The organism is Arthrobacter sp. 10N43, assembly GCF_056394525.1.
In genome coordinates this window covers 20,867-39,368 of record NZ_JBFTIA010000003.1, presented here as the reverse complement: position 1 = coordinate 39,368, position 18,502 = coordinate 20,867, and the positions used below count along the sequence as shown (strand labels likewise).

Genomic DNA, 18,502 nt, shown 5'->3' with positions numbered 1-18,502 from the left:
TCCTAGACGCCCTTGCCGCATTGGGTCCCTGACCTGCGGCAACGTTGTCAAAAGGGTGTCTGGGCACTATGCTCGGCGACGGGGGAGCCGGGTCACCGGCTCAAAGACTTGGGGGAAAATTGAACAAGAAGATCATCCGCCTCGGCATCGCCGGGGCACTCGCCGCGCTCTCGCTTGCCGGCCTCGCCGTTCCGGCGCAGGCCGATGATGAAATGTGGGCCACTCCGAACTCAGACTCCTGCGGCCCGGTGGTCGACTCAGTCAGGTTCTGCACGGCGCCGGACGGGCATCCGTACCCGGTGCAGGTCAACGGCGGTGCCGTCGCCGGCCCGCGGCCCGGCATCAGCGGAGCCCTCCAGGTCGGCAGCACCCTGACCGTTGTTGACGGTGACTGGGACCCCGCCGACGCGAAGCTCACGCATCAGTGGCTGCGCAACGATGTGCCGGTCCTGGGCGCCACCGGCCCCACCTATCTGCTCACCACGGCGGACCTCGGCAAGGGCATCCGGGTCAAGACCACGGCGGCAGCGCCGAGCTATGCAAAGACGACCCTGCAGTCCACCAAAACTGCCCCTGTCACGAACGCCGGCGGCACCGTCGCGTCTGTCGTGTATGCGGGGTACGCTGGTATCTATTCATTTAACACCCACCCGGATCGGCCCAGCCGCCTCGTGTCCGGTGGGGCGACTTTTAAGGGCGCTCCGGACATCCACCTCCAGTACCAGTGGCTCTGCGACGGCAAGCTCATCCCGGGTGCCACCGCGGAAATGTTCGACCCGAGGGGCTGCCGTTCAACGGGGCTATTCAGCGTCAGGGTCACGGGTCACGCGCCCGGGTTCAAGCCGGCCACCGTGACCTCTAAACAGCGAAAGGTTTCTGACTTCGATCCAGCCCCCGGCGCCGTGGTCACCGGCGGCACCGGCCTGGGGGACGTCCTCACCGCCGCTGATGATGTTCCCTGGACTTCCAGCGCGCGCCCGCACACCTACCAGTGGCTGCGCGACGGCGCCGCGATTTCCGGAGCCACCGCGCTGACCTACAAGATCACGGCCAAGGACCAGGGCCACACCGTGGTCCTGGAGTCCGGCATTTGGTACGACACCCACATCTACTCCAACCCGGTCGCAGTGCCGGCGGCCGGAGAGCTGAAGCAGCTGACGAACGTCACCAAGCCGGTCGTGACCGGGGACGCCGTGACCGGCTCTGTGATGAAGGTGTCGGCCGGCACCTGGTCCGCACCCTCCGACAAGCTGAAGTTCACCTACAACTGGTTCTCCTCGGCCGGGGATAGCGTGTCCAGCGGCCCCACGTTCACCCCGGACGGGCCCCAAGTGGGCAAGACCCTCACCGTCGTCGTGACCGCGTCCACCCCCGGCTACACCACCGCTTGGGTACAAGTCACCGCACCCAAGCCCGTGACCGCGCGTGAGTCGACGCGGGCCATTAGCGGGACCCTGACCGTCGGGTCGAAGGTGACCTTGACCCCCGACCCCTGGTATGACCGGGCGGGGATCTCTTCGGACGTAATGTGGCTGCGTGACGGCGTCCAGATCGCCGGGGCCTACGGCTGGAGTTACGTCCTGGCGAAGGCCGACGCCGGCACGAAGCTCTCGGTCGACGTGAACCCGACTGTGTCGGGCGGCCATGGCCAGACGCTCACCGCTTCGGCGACGGTGGCGGGCCTACCCCTGACGTCGGCCACCCCGACGATTGCCGGCACCGTCAAGGCCGGGAACGTCCTGACCGTGAAGCGGGGCACCTGGACCTGGGGCACTGCCTTCACGTACCAGTGGCTGCGCAACGGCGTCCCGATCTCAGGAGCCACGGATTCGACCTACAAGGTCCGGACCGCCGACAAGGGCACCAAGCTCACCGTCCGAGTCACCGGCTCCCGGTTCGGCTACACCACCGTCTCCCGAACCAGCGCGGCGCGCATAGCGCAGTGACCCAGGCCGCTGACCAACGGACTCCCCGGGCGCGCCGCATGCCGTGGCCCGGGGGACCTTGGCCCGTCCGTCCCGGCTGCCGCGCGTCCTTGATAGACGCGCAGCCATGAAAGAACATCATGAATCCCCTACGCAAAGCAGCGGCCCTGGCCCTGCTGCTGCCGGCCGCCGCGCTCATTGCCTTGACCGGGGCCGCTTCCGCCACCGCTGAAAATGTCACTGGCGACCTGGAAACCGAAGGGCCGTCCGCCAGTCCCACAGCCAGCCCGACCGACAACGCCTACGCGGAGCCGGACATGACCGACGTCGCACCGGCGGATCCGTTCGTGTGCCCCGACGGTCATGTACACGTCTTCTACAACGACGTGGATGCCTGCGCCACGGTCGGCCCCGACGGCGATCCCGATCCGACCGGGATCGTCCTGGACCCCAGCGGAGGGGTTCTCAAACCTGCCGGGGAAGTACAGGCTCCGGAAACAGAGGGGACACCCGCACCCGCGGATTCGGAGACGCCGACCCCCTCAACGCCCGAGGTGCCGACAACACAGGAACCCTCTGCGACCGCACAGGCTCCGGCTGCTTCCCCTGCTTCCTCAGCCAGTTCAACCGCCGCGGAGGAGGCAGCATGGGACATGGGCCCGGTGCTGGTGATTGCCGGCGTCACCGTGGCCCTGCTGCTGGCCGCAGCCGGGGCCTTCGTCTGGGAGCGGCGCAGCGAAAAGCGAGAACAACTGAACGGCCAGGCTCACAAACCATAAGCCGGGACAGGTAGCCTTTCGACGGCAGTCCGCGGAACTGAGAACGCCCTAATCAGCGGCGTATTGACGATCCCCTGGCTCCGGCGTAGACCGTGCCGTATCAAACCAAATCGCAGGCCGCTGCCTTGCGGCCTGCCGCCTGTGAGGAGAAGACAATGGCCGTCGCAGTCATCATGGAATTTGCCGGTGCCACACTGGAGCAATACGACCAAGTCATAGGCAAGATGGGCCTCACGCCGGGAGGTCCCGGCCCGGCGGGCGCCCTGGGACACTGGGTGGCCGCCACCGACGGCGGGATCCTTGTCACCGATTTATGGGAGTCGAGGGAACTCTACGACGCCTTCGCGAAGGACCAGATCGGCCCCTACTCGGCCGAAGTCGGTATCCCGTCGCCGCCTACCCTGAAGTACCTGGACGTCCACAATTACTTCACCCCGGGTGCGGGCGCCTGACCGGGAGCCTGGCCTAGCCGGCTTCGCTCTGGATACGTTCCTTTACGCTGTCAGGCATCGTCGAGCACGCATCGTCGTCGGAGCGCCGATCAGCGTGGCTGTCGGCGGTGTCAGTGATGCCGACCGTCGCGACGGCCGACTGCCATCCGCCCAGGCCAGCGATCTGCCGCGGAACCCAGACGTTCGCGGCCCCGTTCACCAAGTCCCAGACGGCGGGGTGGACACCGGCGCCCAAGTAGATACCCCCGTTGGGGTCCCGCTTGACCAGATCCGGCAGTGGTAAGACACCCATCAGTTGAGCAGACTCGTAGTCCGACATGTTCCACGGAGGTATTCCAAAGTAGTACCAGCTGGCGGCGCAGACACCATACAAATGAGGACCGAACTGGGCATAGTTCAAGTACAGCTCCAAAGTCCGCTGAGGGCTCAACGTGTAGCTGAATTGGGTGGCCAGGACGGCCTCAATCCCTTTTCGGGGGGCGCTCTGGTCGTCCCAGAGGAAGATGTTCTTCACTAGTTGTTGGGGGATGGTGGAGCCACTGGGATCGGGCTTCCCCTGGAAATACGCTTGTGCCCTGGCCTGGTAGTCGCCGAGGTCGAAGGCTCCACTGCGGGTGCCGAGCTGTTCGTCTTCATGGGCGACGGTCGCCGCGAGCAGGTGCCGGCTGATGTGGTTGATCGAGACGAACTGGTAGACGTTGGGCTCGCCGGCCTCCAGCATGTATGCGGTGCGCGGCGGGGTCACGCCCATGCTGAACATGAAGGCAATGATCTGGACCAGAACTAGTGGGGCGATCAGAGCAAGCAGGACCTTGCGGCGCCACTTTCGCTTGGGACGCTTGCCTGGCTGACGGACCGGAGGGACGGGCTGCTGGGCTTGATCTGGCTCCGCCACAGGCGGGCTTACCCTTGGCAACGCAGGCTCTTGCGGCGCCAGGGCCTCGGGCACCGGGTAACTTACAACCTTAGGCGGTTGCGCGTCCGGACGGCCTGATCGAGGGAGGTGGTCCGGCGGCAAACGCCGCTGCGAGGTCGGTGGTGTCGGTATGTCCATCGGTCTGCCTTCGCTGCTCGCCCCCCGGTTACCTCCGAAAGAGATAAAGGATGGGACGAAATTCTACCGGGCCGCCCTGAGTATTGCTCTCAGTCGACTGTGCAAGGGATTACGGCGGCAAGGCCGTGCGCTTGTCACCGGGATTGTGGCGTTCATCTGCTCGAGCCTGTTGGCCATCGCGCTCTTGAGCCTTCTTCAGATGTCGGCAGTTCCTTCGGCAGCCGGGTTTGTCGTCGGGCTCCCGGCTCAACGCCCTCGACCCGCCAGGCTTCTAGCCGGCCAGAAGACCTCTAGCCCCCCGAGTTCCGGCAACGGACCCGCCGACCGGCCCAGACCACGAAGACGACGATGAACGCGACAGGCAAGAGCACCAGCGGGTTCCACCCTCTAACTGTCACGATCATCCCTTGCCCGGTTGCAGTCCTGCGCCGACTCTACGCGGGTGGATCGCGACCCAGACGCCGTAGCGGAGGGTATGCCCTCCCTCCATCCGGATGGGGAGCAGGGCCCGGATGAAAGGGCTGATCCCTTGGATCTGCATGAGGGTGGCAAGATTCGGGTCCGGGTTACTCAGCCAGCTGTCTTCGGCGTGGTGCTGATCCTCGGTGTTGAGCACCGGGTCGGGGAGCCTGAAGCGGACGTCCCTGTCATGGTCCGACGTCGACCGCCCGCACATTTCGCACGCAAGTGCTTTCGAAGTGCCCATTGATCCCCCAGATCTGATAGCCGTTCGGATGAGTCTATGCCGATACCTAATAGGAGGGTGCCCCCCCCGAACGGCCGCCGCCATCGTTGCGTCGGGTGTCGATGCTTTGAGCCGACTCCGCTCGCCTGCTAGAACTGCACGAAGCCTGTCTGGATTGCCTAAAGGTCAGCCGCCAGGGCAGTCATGCCGGACGTGGGCGGCTCATGCTCGCCCGTGGTCTCGCCTTGGCTGTCGCCGAACCATTTGTGCCAGACCGTCGCCACGACTTCAGGCGTGATGGGTGTGCCGGCGGTTATAAGCGCGGCGAAGTCCTCCATCTCCGGGTCGTACTCGGTCTCCGCTGCCCCGTGGTCCATAACGCCGAGCAGGTCGCGGGCGGTCAGGCGCTCGGAGATGGCGCTGCGGAGCCGGGCGTATTCCGGGGGTGACGGTGTCCATGGGCGCCAATCTAGGAGCAATCGTGCAGGCGCGCTTGATGGAGGTCTACGGCTGCGGCCGGTTGACGTCGTCGGCGTCCTGGGTGAGGTCGGCGCCCTCGTTGATCTGGAGCGCTTCGATGCTCTGATCGGCGATGAGGTCGGCGACGAGGCTGGGGCTGCCGGCGACGATGGTGGAGTCGAAGTCGATCTCCGTGACCATGACCCAAGCCCTGTCCTCGGGCCAGAGCAGGCTGGGCGATTGCGGCCTGTGCGGGTCGCGGTTCCAGGGGGAGTCCTGAATCCACACGGCATCGGTGAAGGACCGCGGGGCGGCCGCGAACAGGAAATGGTCGCGCCCCGGGAGCGACAGCCGGGAGTTTTTCATTGTCTTTGTGGGCAGCGGGCCGGGCCCGGAGCGGTGCGCCGCCGTGAGCTTCCCAAGGATTCCCGGAAGTCGGCCCCGGACCGCGGTGAGGTATCTGGCTGAGCCGGTGAGACCGCCCCATCCTTCCCAGACTGCGGCCACCCCGCTGTCTGGCGTGGTGGTGTGCCGGCACAGAATTGTTGCCACCGGTTCGAGGATGTGGGCTGCGAGGTTCCCCTGTTCCGGCTCGGAGTACCGCCACCCGCTCGAATCGAGAACCTCCTGGTGCTCCCCGACCTCGGGACCGGTCAACCGGTGGTACTGCGCCAGCGAGTGCATGGTCTTGCCGAAGACGCGCGCCACCTCAGCCCACGTCGCGGGTCCGCCGTCCTCGCCCGTGGGCCGGTCCCTTCGCGCCGGGTGGAACACGCGGGCATAGGCCGGGAAGCCGCGCGGCACGACGTTCAAATCGCGACTGTTGGTTTCCAGCAAGGGCAGCAGCCACTTTCCGCTGTCAGCACTTATAGGTTCCACGGACCCAGCCTCACTGGACTGTGATTTTGATTCCGGCGACCGCCCCGGTCCATGCGCCGGTCGGGTCTGGGCGGATCAGTTGGGCACCGACGTACCCTTTCTGTAGTTGGACGACCTTCGAAAGGACCCCCGAGCAATCGACCTCTAGCGATACTGGCTCGACCCCATCCTGAGCGAGGAAGATCTGGGCGCCGGGAGTGCCAACGCAGGTAGCGGTGACAGTGTACTGACCAGTGGTCATCACCGTCGCGGCTTTGCTGAAGCCAACCCCCCGCCCGTCGGCCGGGCCATCGTCGGCAAGGACGACGGTCCCCGTGGCATTGGCCAAGCGCTTGTGGAGTTCTGAGTAGTTGTCCGCCTCCACACCACGAACACCAGATTCCTTCGTAGGGAGGGTGGGCGCAGCCGGGTGACTTTGGCCGGCAGCCGCTGGGTGTGGATCTCCGTCGTCCTCATAAGCACAGGCGGCCATGCCGCTGGCGAGCAGCGTCCCATGATGAGTGCCCCAGCGCGACGGACTGTTGTCGTTCCCCCAGGTCCTGACATGAGGCGAGTCTACGGTCCAGTCGGCGAATGGCAAGTCATCGGCCCTGGAGCCTGGCTCCTGTTATGGGCCGAGACTCCGTTCAAGTGGGCGAGTGTTCCAGACGGGCGAATAGACGACGGGAAGGGATAAACGGCCTGCAAGAATAGGCGCATGCCCCTGCGCGACTATCCGATTCGACGGCTGACAGAGGATCCAAACAACATTCTGGACCGCCAGATCTGGCCGGCGTCCCTGGCTCCCGTCGCCCAGGTCCTCGACCAGGGACTCGATCTGACATCCGCTACCGTCCTGGTCGGCGAAAACGGGTCCGGTAAATCCACACTTGTGGAGGCCATCGCCTTGGCCTACGGCCTGTCCCCGGAAGGCGGATCAACTGGAGCGCGGCACACCACCAGGTCCACGGAATCCAAACTCTCCTATCACCTCCACCTAATCCGGAACGCCGGCACCACCAGGCGGGGCTACTTTCTACGCGCCGAAACCATGCACGGCTTCTTCACCTATCTCGAGGAAAACCCGAGCAGAATCGGGGACATCCCATTCCATGACATGTCACACGGGGAGTCGTTTCTGGAGCTGGCAGTGGACCGCTTTCGAGGGGGCGGATTGTGGGTGCTCGACGAACCCGAATCCGCGTTGTCCTTCCAGGGATGCCTGACCCTCCTCGTCGTACTGAAGGACCTGCTGGCTGCTGGCCATTCGCAGGTCATCATGTCCACGCACTCACCAGTATTGGCCGCCCTTCCCGGGGCGCAGATTCTGGAAGCCGGACCTTGGGGTCTACGGCCCCGGGCGTGGGAGGACCTGGAAATGGTCACGAACATGCGGTCGTTCCTTGAATCACCGGAGCGATACCTTCGCCACTTCTAATCGTCGAGATCTCACCAGTTGCCGCTCAGGCGGGCGAGTTTATCCGCCGCCCAGACGGAAGGAAAAAACATGATCTACCCAGGCGGCAGCATTGACCAGTACGCCGTTCCGGCCAGGGATTTGAACGAATCCTTCATTGGGGCCCACTTCGGCCTCACCAAGGGTGCCGAGGTCATCTACGGAAAGATCGGTGCGGTCCGGATCTTCGAGACGCACGTTATCTTGACACTGGCCGGCGTCACCGCCGACGACCTTCACCTGGATGCGAACCAGGAAGTCATCTTCTCCCACGGACAGCACCAGAACCAGGCAACGCGACGCGCGCCCATGATTGAATCCATCGACGCTGAGGTCGCGCGCACCCTCAGTGCAATTCCAGTTCGTGCGTCTCGCCAAATGACCGCCACCGAGTATCAGGTGCGCGTGGCCGAGGTCCTCAACCTTTTTGACATCGAAGCGGTGGGCGACGAAACGGGAATTCGTTACGGGGGCGAGGGTGTTGAGCTGGAAGATCAGCCCTTAGAAGCCGCCGTCCGCATACTCATTGGGAGGCGATTCGGCATCCCGGAAGCAATGCAGTAGCCCACGTAGGGGTCCTGCGGACCTAATGTCGCGCTTCTGAAGTTGTGGGACGGTTGATTTTCGAGAGGATCTGTTCCTAGCTCTCAGTCCCGACGGTGGGGAAAGCCTGAAATTGGAGGGAAAACCCAATCATCTGCTTATTTCAACGAAAACGACAGAACCCCCGGAAATCGTTGATTTCCAGGGGTTCTTCGAGAGCTTCCTGCCAGAATCGAACTGGCGACCTTCTCATTACGAGTGAGACGCTCTACCAACTGAGCTAAGGAAGCAACCACATGAATGCCCGGCGAACCGGGCGGATCATGCAAGAGACAACTGTAATAGAGTCCCGGCGTCCGGGTCAAAATGAGCGTCTGCAGCGGCCCGCAGGGCCGGCAAGGCACCTAGCAGACGGTGTTGTCCGCCGGGGCTTTTCCGTCCACCAGATAGTCATCGACGGCGTTGCCAATGCAGCTGTTGGAGCGGCCGTAGGCCGTGTGGCCCTCGCCCTTCCACGTCAGCAGGGAAGCATTCCCGAGCTGCTTGCGCAGGTTGGTGGCCCATTGCACGGGGGTGGCAGGATCCCCTGTGGTTCCAACTACGACAATCGGGGCCGAGCCCTTGTACTCGACCGGGGCCGGGGTCCGGACGTTCTTGTAGGGCCAGTCCTTGCAGTTGGTTCCGCCGTAGGCGAAGTAATATCCCAGCGTCGGCGAGAGCTGACGTAGCTTTTGGTCCTCGGCCCTCATCGACGCGGTGTCAGAGACCATGGGGTAGTCCAGGCAGTTGATGGCGTTGAAGGCGAAGGTGCTGTTCGACGTGTAGGTGCCGCTGGGGTCCCGGTCGGCGCCGAAGTCGGCCAGCTGCAGCATGCCTGTGCCGTCGCCTTTCAGGGCTGTCGCGAGGGCCCGGGTGAGGATCGGCCAGTTGTCATTGTTATAGAGCGGGATGATGAGGCCGCTGACAAACGTCGAGCCGGAGACCTTCCGGCCGTCCTTGGCCGGCAGCGGGTTCGCCTCCGCCGCGCTGATGGCTTCGTGGATCTGCTGGACGCCTTCCTCGGTGCTTCCCGTTAGCGGGCATCCGGACTTTTGCTGGCAGTTGGCGACGTAGGCGTGGAGGGCTTTATCGAAGGCCACGGCCTGTCCGCGGGTCAGTTCCTCGGCGCTCTGCGACGGGTCAAGGGCGCCGTCGAGGACCAATCGGCCCACGTTGTCCGGAAACAGCGATGCGTAGGTGGCGCCGAGGAGGGTCCCGTAGGAGTAGCCGAGGTAGTTCAGCTTTGAGTCGTTGACCACGCCGCGCAGGATGTCGAGGTCCTTCGCGGCGCTGACCGTATCGATGTGGGCCAGGACCGGGCCGGTCTTCTCCACGCACTTGGCGGCAATGGCCTTGTTGTCGGCAAGGGCCGCGTCCAGGCCGGCGTCTGTGTCCAGGGCATAGGTCTTGGCCCGGGACGCGTCGCGTTCCTTGTCCGTGAGGCACGTGACCGGAGCGGAGCGTTTCACGCCTCGCGGGTCGAAACCGATGATGTCGTAGGCGGAGCGGACCTTCTCCGAAATATTGGTGTTGGCCGCGTCCCTCACGAAGTCGTAGCCGGAGCCGCCCGGGCCGCCCGGGTTGACCAGCAACGAGCCTTTCTTGTCGCCTTTGGTGGCGAGCTTGATGGCGGCCAGTTCGATGCGGTCGCCGTCGGGCTTGCTGTAGTCCAGCGGAACCTTGATCGTGGCGCACTGGAAAGTCCCGCCCTCACACGGCTTCCAGTCCACTTGCTGGGAGTAGTAGCTGCGCAGCTCCGCAGGGGCCGCAGCGACAATCGACGGGTCCGCCTGTGCCGAAGCCCCGGATGTCGCGGCGCTCGACCCGCCGTTGCCTCCACCGCCGAAAATGGTGCACGAGGCCAGTGTCAGGGCAAGGGCCAGGGCGCCGCCGGCCCGCATGCCGATCGCCACTGATCGGGCTCTTGCGGACTTGGGTCGAGCAGGCTTCATGCGGTTCTCCTTGGAGGATAGAAACGAAGGCGTAGAGGCGTTTGGAGCGGCCGGGGGGTCAAATAAGACTGGAAGCCATGGACTCGATCGTCAGCAGCGGAGCCACGTTGGTGGTGGTGATCCGCGTGCGGGCCTTGTTGATGGCGTCCATGCGGGCAAGGGTCACTTCGGCGGTGGAACGCGAAGCGAAGTCTTCGAGTTCGCTTCGAAGTTCAAGGTTCACGAGTTCCACGGCGTTCCCCATCTGGATGATCAGGACATCCCGGTAAAAGGACAGCAGGTCCGTCAACGTGCGGTCAAGGGAATCGGTGACGGATCGCTTGGCACGGCGCTTCTGGTCGTCCTCGAGTTGTTTGACCTGGCTCCGCATGGCAGGCGGCAACGTACCGCTTTCAGGCGCCCCGAGGGTGGCCAGCAACCCGGCTTTCTCGGCGGCGTCGCGCTCGTCATTGGAGCTGTTTGCTTCCTCGGTGGCGATCTTGACCAGCTTCTCTGCCATCATGACCGCCGCGGTCACGCCGCGGAGGGACAGCGGGAACCGCACTGTTTCAAGGCGGCGCTCGCGGGCCTCCGGGTCCCGGGCCAGGCGGCGGGCGATTCCGACGTGGCTTTGCGCCGCGCGGGCGGCACGCTCGGCAACCGCCGGATCCACGCCGTCGCGCTTGACCAGCAAGGCGGCGACGGCGGCGGCGGGCGGAAGCCGCAAGGCCACTGCCCGGCAGCGGGAGCGGATAGTCACGAGGACGTCGGCGGGGGAGGGCGCGCAGAGCATCCAGACGGTGCGGGGTGTGGGTTCCTCGATGGCCTTGAGCAGCACGTTGGTGGTCCGCTCGGCCATCCGGTCGGCATCTTCCACGACGATGATCCGCCACCGGCCCGACGACGGACGGTTCCCGGCGGTGGCCACGAGCTCGCGCGCCTCGTCGATGGTGATGGTGACCTTCTCCGTGCGCACGAACGCGACGTCGGAATGGGTTTCGCCGAGGATGGTCAGGCAGGCCGGGCATTGGCCGCAGCCGCGCAGGCTGACGTCCTCCTGGTCACAGTTCAGGGCCGCCGCGAAGGCCTTCGCGGCGTTGGACCGGCCGGAGCCGGGCGGGCCGGTAAAAAGCCACGCGTGCGTCAGGCCCTCGCCCTGGGCCGCCTGGCGCAGCTGGGCCACGACGGCGTCCTGGCCCTGGAGGTCGTCCCAGACGGTCATGCCGGGCTGCTTTGGGACACGGCCAGCAAGGATTCGACGCGCTCGAGGATCCGGGCGGCGAGTTCGACGACGGGCAGGCGGGCAGGCAGCACCAGATAGGCCTCGGGCCGGGCCGCGGCCAGGTCGAGGAAAGCCGCCCGGATCGTGGCATGAAATTCGTCGGCCTCGGACTCGAGGCGGTCCTCGGCGGCCTCGCCGGCGGTGCGCCGCTCCCGGCCGACGGCGGGGTCGACGTCGAGAAGCACCGTCAGGTCGGGCCGCAGGTCCGAGGTCGCCCACGCGTTGATGTCCCGGACCGCGTCCGTCCCGAGGCCGCGGCCGGCGCCCTGGTACGCCACCGAGGAGTCGATGTACCGGTCGGTCAGGACAATCTCGCCGCGGTCCAGGGCCGGTCGGATGACCTGGGTCGCGTGCGCGGCCCGGGACGCCGCGAAAATGAGGGCCTCGGTGTGGGCGTCGATGGGGCCATGGCCGTGGTCCAGCACAAGGGAACGCAGCTTCTCGCCGATCGGGGTGCCGCCCGGTTCCCGGGTCCGCAGCACCGTGAAGCCGCTTGATTCCAGGGCCTTGGCGAGTGCAGCCGCCTGCGTGGACTTGCCGGCACCGTCTCCGCCCTCGAACGCAATGAACAGTCCGGGCAACTGGCTCGGCAACTGGCTGGGCAACTGTTGGCGGGACGCTCCGGGGCTCTGGGTAGTCACCGTCCTAGACTACCGACAATCACCGACACTGCAGTCGGCCTCGGGTCTTCGTCGTAACGGCTTGGGTGCCCTGCGGGGCCCCCACGTACCCTGTCTCCATGAGTCTTTCTGAAGAGCAGGCAGCCGCGCTTTCCCCGGATTCCCTGGTTGTCGCGGCAGGGCGCCCGCCGCGCACCCGCGACGAACCGGTCAACCCGCCGCTGGTGCTGTCCTCGACCTACTTCGGCACGGGACCCCTCGGCGACGGCGACCGCGGCTACGGCCGCTATTCGAACCCCACCTGGGACCCGTTCGAAGAGGCGCTGGGCCAGCTGGAAGGCGCGGACCTGCCGGGCCTGCTTTACGCCTCGGGACTCGCCGCCGTCAGCTCGGCCCTGTCCCTGGTGCCCGCCCACGGCGTGCTCGTCATGCCGTCCCACAGCTACGCCGGATCGGTCACCATGGCCACCGAACTGGCGGCCAAGGGGTTCCTGGAGCTGCGGACGGTGGACATCGCGGACACCGACGCGGTGGTGGCTGCGCTTGCCCCGGCCGGCGGGCGCGCCGCCAGCATGCTGTGGCTGGAGAGCCCCACCAACCCCATGCTCGGCGTCGCGGACATGCGGGCCCTGACAGCGGCGGCGCATGAGGCCGGCGCGATCGTCGTCACGGACAACACCTTTTCCACACCCCTGGTGCAGCAGCCCCTCAGCCTGGGCTCCGACGTTGTGCTGCACTCGGTAACCAAATACCTCTCCGGCCACTCCGACGTCGTGCTCGGCGCTCTGGTGACCTCCGACGCCGGTCTCCGCGCCGCGCTGCTGCACCACCGCACCATCCACGGCGGGATTGCCGGGCCGTTCGAGGCGTGGCTGGCGCTGCGCGGGCTCCGCACCCTGGCGCTGCGGATTGAGCGTTCCCAGGCCTCCGCCCAGGTTCTGGCCGAACGGCTCGACGGTCACCCGCGGGTTGCCGGCATCCGTTTCCCCGGCCTCGCCTCGGACCCCGGCCACGTCCGTGCCAAGGAACAGATGAACGGGTTCGGTTCCATCCTGTGCATTGAGGTCGGGCCCGCGGACGGGCTCAGCGGTGCGGAGGCGGCGGACCGGATGATCCGCGCTCTGCGCCTCTGGCTGCCCGCGACGTCCCTTGGCGGGGTAGAATCCCTGATCGAACGCCGGCGCCGGCATGCGGCCGAGCCGGAGAGCGTGCCGGACAACCTGGTGCGGATGAGCGTCGGCATTGAGAACGTGGAAGACCTTTGGGCCGATTTGGAGCAGGCATTGGACACGCTGGACGGCTAGGCTGGGGGAGTGGACGGACGCATACTCATTTACTTTGTCGAATCCGGGATTTACCTGGTCCTGGCTGTCGTGGCCTTTGCCCTGGAGGCGTGGGCGTTTTTCGATTGCCTCCGGCACAAAGCCAACGCGTTCGAGGCCGTCTCGAAACGGACCAAGACCTTCTGGCTGGCGCTGACCGGCGGCGCGTTCGCCGTGGGCCTGTTCTCCCTGCTCTCGCAGCTGGGCAGCGGTGGCGGGGCCAGTTCGCTCGGCATCTTCGGCCTTGCAGCCGTAACCGCCGCGTCCGTGTACCTTGCCGATGTCCGCCCCGCCATCAAGGACGCCGGCCGCGGCCGCAACATGGGCCCCTACGGCCCCTGGTGAGGCTTATCTACGTTGCCTAGGCGTCTGGCGCCACGGCGTCCCAGCTGACCGTCACTTCGCCCAACCGCCAGCGGGAAGGGCCGTCCTGAATGGGCCAGCCGGCGTCGAGCAGCGCACGGCACATAGCTGAGAAGCGCTGCCGGCTTCCGAACGACGCCAACGGCGCCGCATCCAGCCAGGCCTTGTCCATCGCCTGCAGGTAGCCGTGAATCTTCTCGCCGGGCACATTGCGGTGGATCAGCGCCTTCGGTAGGCGTTCGGCAACGTCGGAGGGCAACGCGAAGGCACCGAACCGCATAGACACGCTCAGGCTTAGTGGCCGTTCGCCGTCGAGCGCCACCCAGGTGGCGCGACGCCCGATTTCATCGCAGGTGCCGTCGATGAACAGCCCGCCCGGGGCGAGGCGGTCCTGCACCAGCCGCCAGATCCCAGCCACGTCTGCTTCCTCATACTGCCGCAGCACGTTGAAGGCCCGGACCAGCATGGGGTTCCCGCGCACGGGCAGCTCGAAGCCGCCCAATTGGAACATCAGGCCGGGCCGTTCAAGGGCCTGGGCCTGCCGGACACGCTCCGGTTCGATTTCGATGCCCACCACCTGGACGTCGCTGCGGACCCCGGAGAGGCGTTCAAAGAGTTCGACGGCGGTGGCCGGCGAGGCGCCGTAGCCGAGGTCGACGGCGAGGGGGTGGGCCGCGGCGCGCAACCGCCAGGCCTGCGGCCCGGTCAGCCAGCGGTCCACGCGGCGCATCCGGTTGGGGTTCGTGGTTCCACGGGTCACGTTTCCCACGGGCCTGCCGCCACGTATGCCGCTTCTCGTCCCGCCCTGGTTTCGGGGGGCCAGCACCCGTTCAGCCTTCTGCACCACCGCCCAAGCTTATCGTCCACCGCACGCCTACCCTCCAACGCGGGGTCACTTCCGGCTCATGGGGCCGCCGGATGGGCGCGGGGTGACCCGGCGTTGCAGTTGGTTGTGGTGCGGCGCATGTGGTGTAACGCACGGCACCGCCGCCGACTGCTCGGCTAGGATAAAAACCATGACTTACAAGCTGATTCTGCTGCGCCACGGCCACAGCGACTGGAATGCCAAGAACCTGTTCACCGGCTGGGTGGACGTTGACCTTAACGACCAGGGCCGTGCCGAGGCGGTGCGCGGCGGCGAGCTTCTCGTGGAGAACAACATCCTCCCCGACATCCTCTACACCTCGCGGTTGAAGCGGGCCATCAACACGGCGAACCTGGCACTGGACACGGCCGACCGCGGCTGGATCGACGTCAAGCGCGACTGGCGGCTCAACGAGCGCCACTACGGCGCCCTGCAGGGCAAAGACAAGGCCCAGACCCTGGCCGAATTCGGCGAGGAGCAGTTCATGCTGTGGCGCCGGTCCTATGACACCCCGCCGCCGCCCCTGGCCGACGACTCCGAGTTCTCCCAGGTGGGGGACCCGCGCTACGCGGACCTCGGCGACGCCGTCCCGCGCACCGAGTGCCTCAAGGATGTCCTGATCCGGCTCATGCCGTACTGGGAATCGGACATCAAGGAAGACCTCCGCGCCGGGAAGACCGTCCTGGTCACGGCCCACGGCAACTCGCTCCGGGCACTGGTCAAGCACCTTGACGGCATCAGCGACGAGGACATCGCCAGCCTGAACATCCCCACCGGCATCCCGCTGGTCTACGAACTGGATGAGGACTTCAAGCCGTTGACCCCGGGCGGGACGTACCTGGACCCCGAGGCCGCCGCCGAGTCCATCAAGGCAGTGGCCAACCAAGGCAAGAAGTAAGCGGTTCCCCCACCGCAGCACTAACTAAAGAACAAACGACGGCGTCCGGCCACCCCCAAGGTGACCGGACGCCGTCGTTGTTTCAGTACTTCTGGGTCAGAACCACAAATCCGTCGGACGGCCTGTGTCAGATGTGTTCGATCGTGCTCGGCTGCCACGCACCGGTGACCAGGTACGTGACCTTCTGGGCAACGGAGACGCCGTGGTCCGCGAAGCGCTCGAAGTAGCGGCTGGCCAGGGCAACGTCCACGGTGGTGGCCGCCGATTCCTGCCAGTCGCTGCGCGCGATCGCCTTGAAGACGCTCAGGTGAAGGTCGTTGACGGTGCCGTTGGCCTTCATGATGTCGCGGGCCACGCCGAGGTCTCGGGTTGCCAGCAGCTCGGTGAGCTTCTGGGCGATCAGCAGGTCCTGTTCTGCGAAGCTCTTGAAGGTCTCCTGCAGTTGGCCCGGGACCACAGACGCCGGGTAGCGCAGCCGCGCCAGCTGGGCCAGGTGCCGGGCGAGGTCGCCCATGCGCTCCAGCGAAGCGCTCATCCGGAGCGAACCGACCAGCATGCGCAGGTCGCTCGCTACCGGTCCCTGGAGGGCAAGGATGTCAATGGCGCGCTCGTCAAGGCTGTTCTGCAGGAAGTCGATGCGGGCATCGGCGGCAATCACGTCCTCGGCGAGGTCGATATCGGCGCCCTCGAAAGCTGTCGTGGCCTTGCCGATGGCCTCAGTGACCAGCGCTGAGATCTCGACGAGCTGTTCCCTTACCTGGGCGAGCTCCTCCTGAAAAACCTTACGCACGTGTGCGTCCTTTCCTCGGAAATATTGCCTGCGATTCAATGGCGGGCCTATTTCGGTTCACCTACCGGCGCTCCAACGCTCAACTCTGTCAGTGTCCGGTGAACTGTTACGCCCCAATAGGTGAACGTTAGCTGAACCGGCGCCCGATTCGCAGGAGATTTCAGTTTCGGTCACGTGGCAGAGCATAAGCTGGAGCCGTGGATCCAATGCTCATCGGCGTCATCGCCGGCCTGATCGGCCTCTCGTTTGGCATGTTCGGCGTACTCGCGTTCCGGGTCAGTGAGCAGCAGCGGCAGATCGTCGACGTCGACGTCGAGGACCCCTCGCTGCCAGAAGGAGCGGCGGAGGTGCTAGCCGTCCTCGGCCGCGCGTTCGTGGTGGTCGACGCGATCGACGGCGTGGTCCGCGCCAGCCCTGCCGCCTATGCCTACGGCCTGGTCCGCGGGCACACCGTGGTGCACCAGCCGCTGCTGGAAATGACCGCCAAGGTGCGCCGGGACGGTGTTGTCCTTGAAAAGCAGCTGGAACTGCCGAGGGGCCCGCTGGGCCAGGGAACGATCGTGGTCCAGGTCCGGGCAGCTGTCATCACGGAGGACTACATCCTCCTGCTGGCCGATGACCGCACGGAATTCACCCGCACCGAGGAAGTCCGCAACGACTTCGTCGCCAACGTCTCCCACGAACTGAAGACACCGGTCGGGGCGATCTCCCTCCTGGCAGAGGCCCTCGAATCGTCCGCTGACGATCCCGACGCGGTCAAGCGGTTCGCCAAGCGCATGCACAAGGAATCGACCCGGCTCGCGGCCCTGGTCCAGGACATCATCGAACTCTCCCGGCTGCAGGGGGCCAACGTCGCGCAGCAGGGCCGCCCGGTGGACATCAACACAGTGGTCAACGAGGCCGTGGACCGCTCCCAGCTGCCGGCCGAGAGCAAGAACATCCAGCTGGTGGTGGGCGGGCACGCCGACGCCATGGTCTACGGCGACCAGGACCTCCTGGTCACCGCCCTACGCAACCTGATCGACAACGCCATCCGCTACTCGCCGGAGAACACCAAGGTGGGTGTGGGCATCCGGGCCAAGGACGGCCTCGTGGCGGTCTCTGTGACGGACCAGGGCGATGGACTTAGCGCCGAGGACCAGGAGCGTGTCTTCGAGCGCTTCTACAGGGTGGATGCTGCCCGCTCGCGGCAGACCGGAGGCACGGGGCTTGGCCTGAGCATCGTCAAGCACGTCATTTCCAACCACGGCGGCGAGGTGACCCTGTGGTCCCAGCTCGGCCAAGGCTCCACGTTCACCATTCGACTTCCCGAGATGGAAGGGCAGGACGACGGCGACGCCACCGAGGCGGGCAAAGCCGCTGCCCACGCTTCCACCCGGGACCCCAAACCACAACGACGTGACGCCGCGGGCGTCCATGAGCAAGGAGCTAGCGCTTGAGCAGAATTCTTATTGTCGAGGACGAGGAGTCCTTCAGCGACCCCCTGTCCTACCTGTTGGGTAAAGAGGGGTTCGAGGTGGAGGTTGTGGACAACGGACTGGACGCCATCACCGAATTCGACCGGAACGGCGCCGATCTCGTGCTCCTGGATCTGCAACTTCCCGGCCAGTCGGGCACGGAGGTCTGCCGCCAGCTCAGGCAGCGCTCAGGGGTGCCCGTGATCATGCTGACGGCCAAGGACTCGGAAATCGACAAGGTGGTGGGGCTGGAACTGGGCGCGGACGACTACGTCACCAAGCCGTACTCCTCGCGGGAGCTTGTGGCCCGGGTCCGGGCTGTCCTGCGCCGCCAGAGTGAGCCGGAGGAGCTCGTCTCCAGCACGGTGCAGGCCGGTCCTGTCCGGATGGACATCGAACGCCACGTGGTGAGCGTCGGTGGCGAGCAGATCGCCTTGCCGCTCAAAGAGTTCGAGCTGCTGGAAATGCTGCTGCGGAACTCCGGTCGGGTCCTGACCCGAGGCCAGCTGATCGACAGGGTCTGGGGCTCCGACTACGTGGGGGACACCAAGACCCTCGACGTCCACGTCAAGCGGCTGCGCAGCAAGATTGAGCCCGATGCCTCCGCGCCGCGGTACCTGATTACCGTCCGCGGCCTGGGCTATAAGTTCGAACCCTAAATCCAGGGCACATGCAAAAGGAGGGGCACCCGCGGGTGCCCCTCCTTTTGCATGTGCTGTGGCAG

The 18,502-nt window shown here is 65.8% G+C and carries 19 protein-coding genes and 1 tRNA gene; 10 read left to right on the top strand and 10 right to left on the bottom strand.

The window, feature by feature from the left end; all coding sequences use genetic code 11:
* The first annotated feature begins 119 nt into the window (after positions 1–119).
* The 3 genes from AC1DDO_RS05055 to AC1DDO_RS05045 all read left to right on the top strand — a co-directional run bounded on the left by AC1DDO_RS05055 (position 120) and on the right by AC1DDO_RS05045 (position 3,156).
* Positions 120–1,946: a hypothetical protein gene (locus AC1DDO_RS05055; protein WP_476971568.1), complete on the top strand. Its 1,827-nt coding sequence runs from the start codon at positions 120–122 to the stop codon at positions 1,944–1,946.
* A 119-nt stretch (positions 1,947–2,065) separates the two neighbouring features.
* Complete coding sequence (locus tag AC1DDO_RS05050; RefSeq protein WP_476971567.1) at positions 2,066–2,704, top strand: hypothetical protein; 639 nt, start codon at positions 2,066–2,068, stop codon at positions 2,702–2,704.
* Between the two features lie 155 nt (positions 2,705–2,859).
* Positions 2,860–3,156 (top strand): hypothetical protein, encoded by a 297-nt coding sequence (locus AC1DDO_RS05045; protein WP_476867383.1) that lies wholly within the window; start codon positions 2,860–2,862, stop codon positions 3,154–3,156.
* Between the two features lie 13 nt (positions 3,157–3,169).
* Here AC1DDO_RS05045 and AC1DDO_RS05040 read toward each other — a convergent pair whose 3' ends face one another.
* The 4 genes from AC1DDO_RS05040 to AC1DDO_RS05025 form a co-directional block, all read right to left on the bottom strand.
* Positions 3,170–4,051 (bottom strand): biosynthetic peptidoglycan transglycosylase, encoded by an 882-nt coding sequence (locus AC1DDO_RS05040; protein ID WP_476971566.1) that lies wholly within the window; start codon positions 4,049–4,051, stop codon positions 3,170–3,172.
* A 559-nt stretch (positions 4,052–4,610) separates the two neighbouring features.
* Entirely contained in the window at positions 4,611–4,916 is a 306-nt protein-coding gene (locus AC1DDO_RS05035) for a DUF2199 domain-containing protein (RefSeq protein WP_476867385.1), read from the bottom strand.
* A gap of 158 nt (positions 4,917–5,074) precedes the next feature.
* Entirely contained in the window at positions 5,075–5,374 is a 300-nt protein-coding gene (locus AC1DDO_RS05030) for a hypothetical protein (RefSeq protein ID WP_476867386.1), read from the bottom strand.
* A gap of 25 nt (positions 5,375–5,399) precedes the next feature.
* Entirely contained in the window at positions 5,400–6,233 is an 834-nt protein-coding gene (locus AC1DDO_RS05025) for a hypothetical protein (RefSeq protein ID WP_476867387.1), read from the bottom strand.
* 697 nt (positions 6,234–6,930) lie between these two features.
* Here AC1DDO_RS05025 and AC1DDO_RS05020 point away from each other — a divergent pair.
* Together AC1DDO_RS05020 and AC1DDO_RS05015 are read left to right on the top strand one after the other, a co-directional pair.
* On the top strand, positions 6,931–7,650 hold the full coding sequence (locus tag AC1DDO_RS05020) for an AAA family ATPase (RefSeq protein WP_476971565.1): 720 nt from the start codon (positions 6,931–6,933) through the stop codon (positions 7,648–7,650).
* Between the two features lie 69 nt (positions 7,651–7,719).
* Entirely contained in the window at positions 7,720–8,232 is a 513-nt protein-coding gene (locus AC1DDO_RS05015) for a hypothetical protein (protein WP_476971564.1), read from the top strand.
* 196 nt (positions 8,233–8,428) lie between these two features.
* Here the strand turns inward: AC1DDO_RS05015 and AC1DDO_RS05010 are convergent.
* The 4 genes from AC1DDO_RS05010 to tmk form a co-directional block, all read right to left on the bottom strand.
* Positions 8,429–8,501: transfer RNA gene (locus tag AC1DDO_RS05010), tRNA-Thr, on the bottom strand.
* A 114-nt stretch (positions 8,502–8,615) separates the two neighbouring features.
* Positions 8,616–10,202 (bottom strand): alpha/beta hydrolase, encoded by a 1,587-nt coding sequence (locus AC1DDO_RS05005; protein ID WP_476867390.1) that lies wholly within the window; start codon positions 10,200–10,202, stop codon positions 8,616–8,618.
* A gap of 58 nt (positions 10,203–10,260) precedes the next feature.
* Positions 10,261–11,403 (bottom strand): DNA polymerase III subunit delta', encoded by a 1,143-nt coding sequence (locus AC1DDO_RS05000; protein WP_476867391.1) that lies wholly within the window; start codon positions 11,401–11,403, stop codon positions 10,261–10,263.
* The gene (gene tmk, locus AC1DDO_RS04995) at positions 11,400–12,056 is read right to left on the bottom strand and encodes a dTMP kinase (protein ID WP_476867407.1); all 657 of its coding nucleotides are present in this window, start codon (positions 12,054–12,056) and stop codon (positions 11,400–11,402) included. Before tmk ends, AC1DDO_RS05000 begins: the two co-directional genes overlap by 4 nt.
* Before the next feature lie 146 nt (positions 12,057–12,202).
* Here tmk and AC1DDO_RS04990 point away from each other — a divergent pair, with 146 nt between their 5' ends.
* Together AC1DDO_RS04990 and AC1DDO_RS04985 are read left to right on the top strand one after the other, a co-directional pair.
* Positions 12,203–13,387, top strand: a complete 1,185-nt coding sequence (locus tag AC1DDO_RS04990) for a trans-sulfuration enzyme family protein (protein WP_476867392.1) — start codon at positions 12,203–12,205, stop codon at positions 13,385–13,387.
* A 9-nt stretch (positions 13,388–13,396) separates the two neighbouring features.
* Positions 13,397–13,750, top strand: coding sequence for a DUF2516 family protein (locus AC1DDO_RS04985; protein WP_441411072.1), 354 nt, complete (start codon positions 13,397–13,399; stop codon positions 13,748–13,750).
* Between the two features lie 16 nt (positions 13,751–13,766).
* Here AC1DDO_RS04985 and AC1DDO_RS04980 read toward each other — a convergent pair whose 3' ends face one another.
* Complete coding sequence (locus AC1DDO_RS04980; protein ID WP_476867393.1) at positions 13,767–14,615, bottom strand: class I SAM-dependent methyltransferase; 849 nt, start codon at positions 14,613–14,615, stop codon at positions 13,767–13,769.
* 169 nt (positions 14,616–14,784) lie between these two features.
* On the opposite strand from AC1DDO_RS04980, the gene AC1DDO_RS04975 reads away from it, so the two are divergent.
* A complete protein-coding gene (locus tag AC1DDO_RS04975) occupies positions 14,785–15,531 on the top strand; it encodes a phosphoglyceromutase (protein ID WP_441411074.1) in 747 nt (248 codons plus the stop codon).
* A 127-nt stretch (positions 15,532–15,658) separates the two neighbouring features.
* On the opposite strand, the gene phoU is transcribed toward AC1DDO_RS04975, so the two are convergent.
* Positions 15,659–16,321 (bottom strand): phosphate signaling complex protein PhoU, encoded by a 663-nt coding sequence (gene phoU, locus AC1DDO_RS04970; RefSeq protein ID WP_476867394.1) that lies wholly within the window; start codon positions 16,319–16,321, stop codon positions 15,659–15,661.
* 206 nt (positions 16,322–16,527) lie between these two features.
* Here phoU and AC1DDO_RS04965 point away from each other — a divergent pair, with 206 nt between their 5' ends.
* Positions 16,528–17,760, top strand: coding sequence for a sensor histidine kinase (locus AC1DDO_RS04965; protein WP_476867408.1), 1,233 nt, complete (start codon positions 16,528–16,530; stop codon positions 17,758–17,760).
* A complete protein-coding gene (locus AC1DDO_RS04960; protein WP_090583992.1) occupies positions 17,757–18,437 on the top strand; it encodes a response regulator transcription factor in 681 nt (226 codons plus the stop codon). Before AC1DDO_RS04965 ends, AC1DDO_RS04960 begins: the two co-directional genes overlap by 4 nt.
* Positions 18,438–18,502 lie beyond the last annotated feature (65 nt).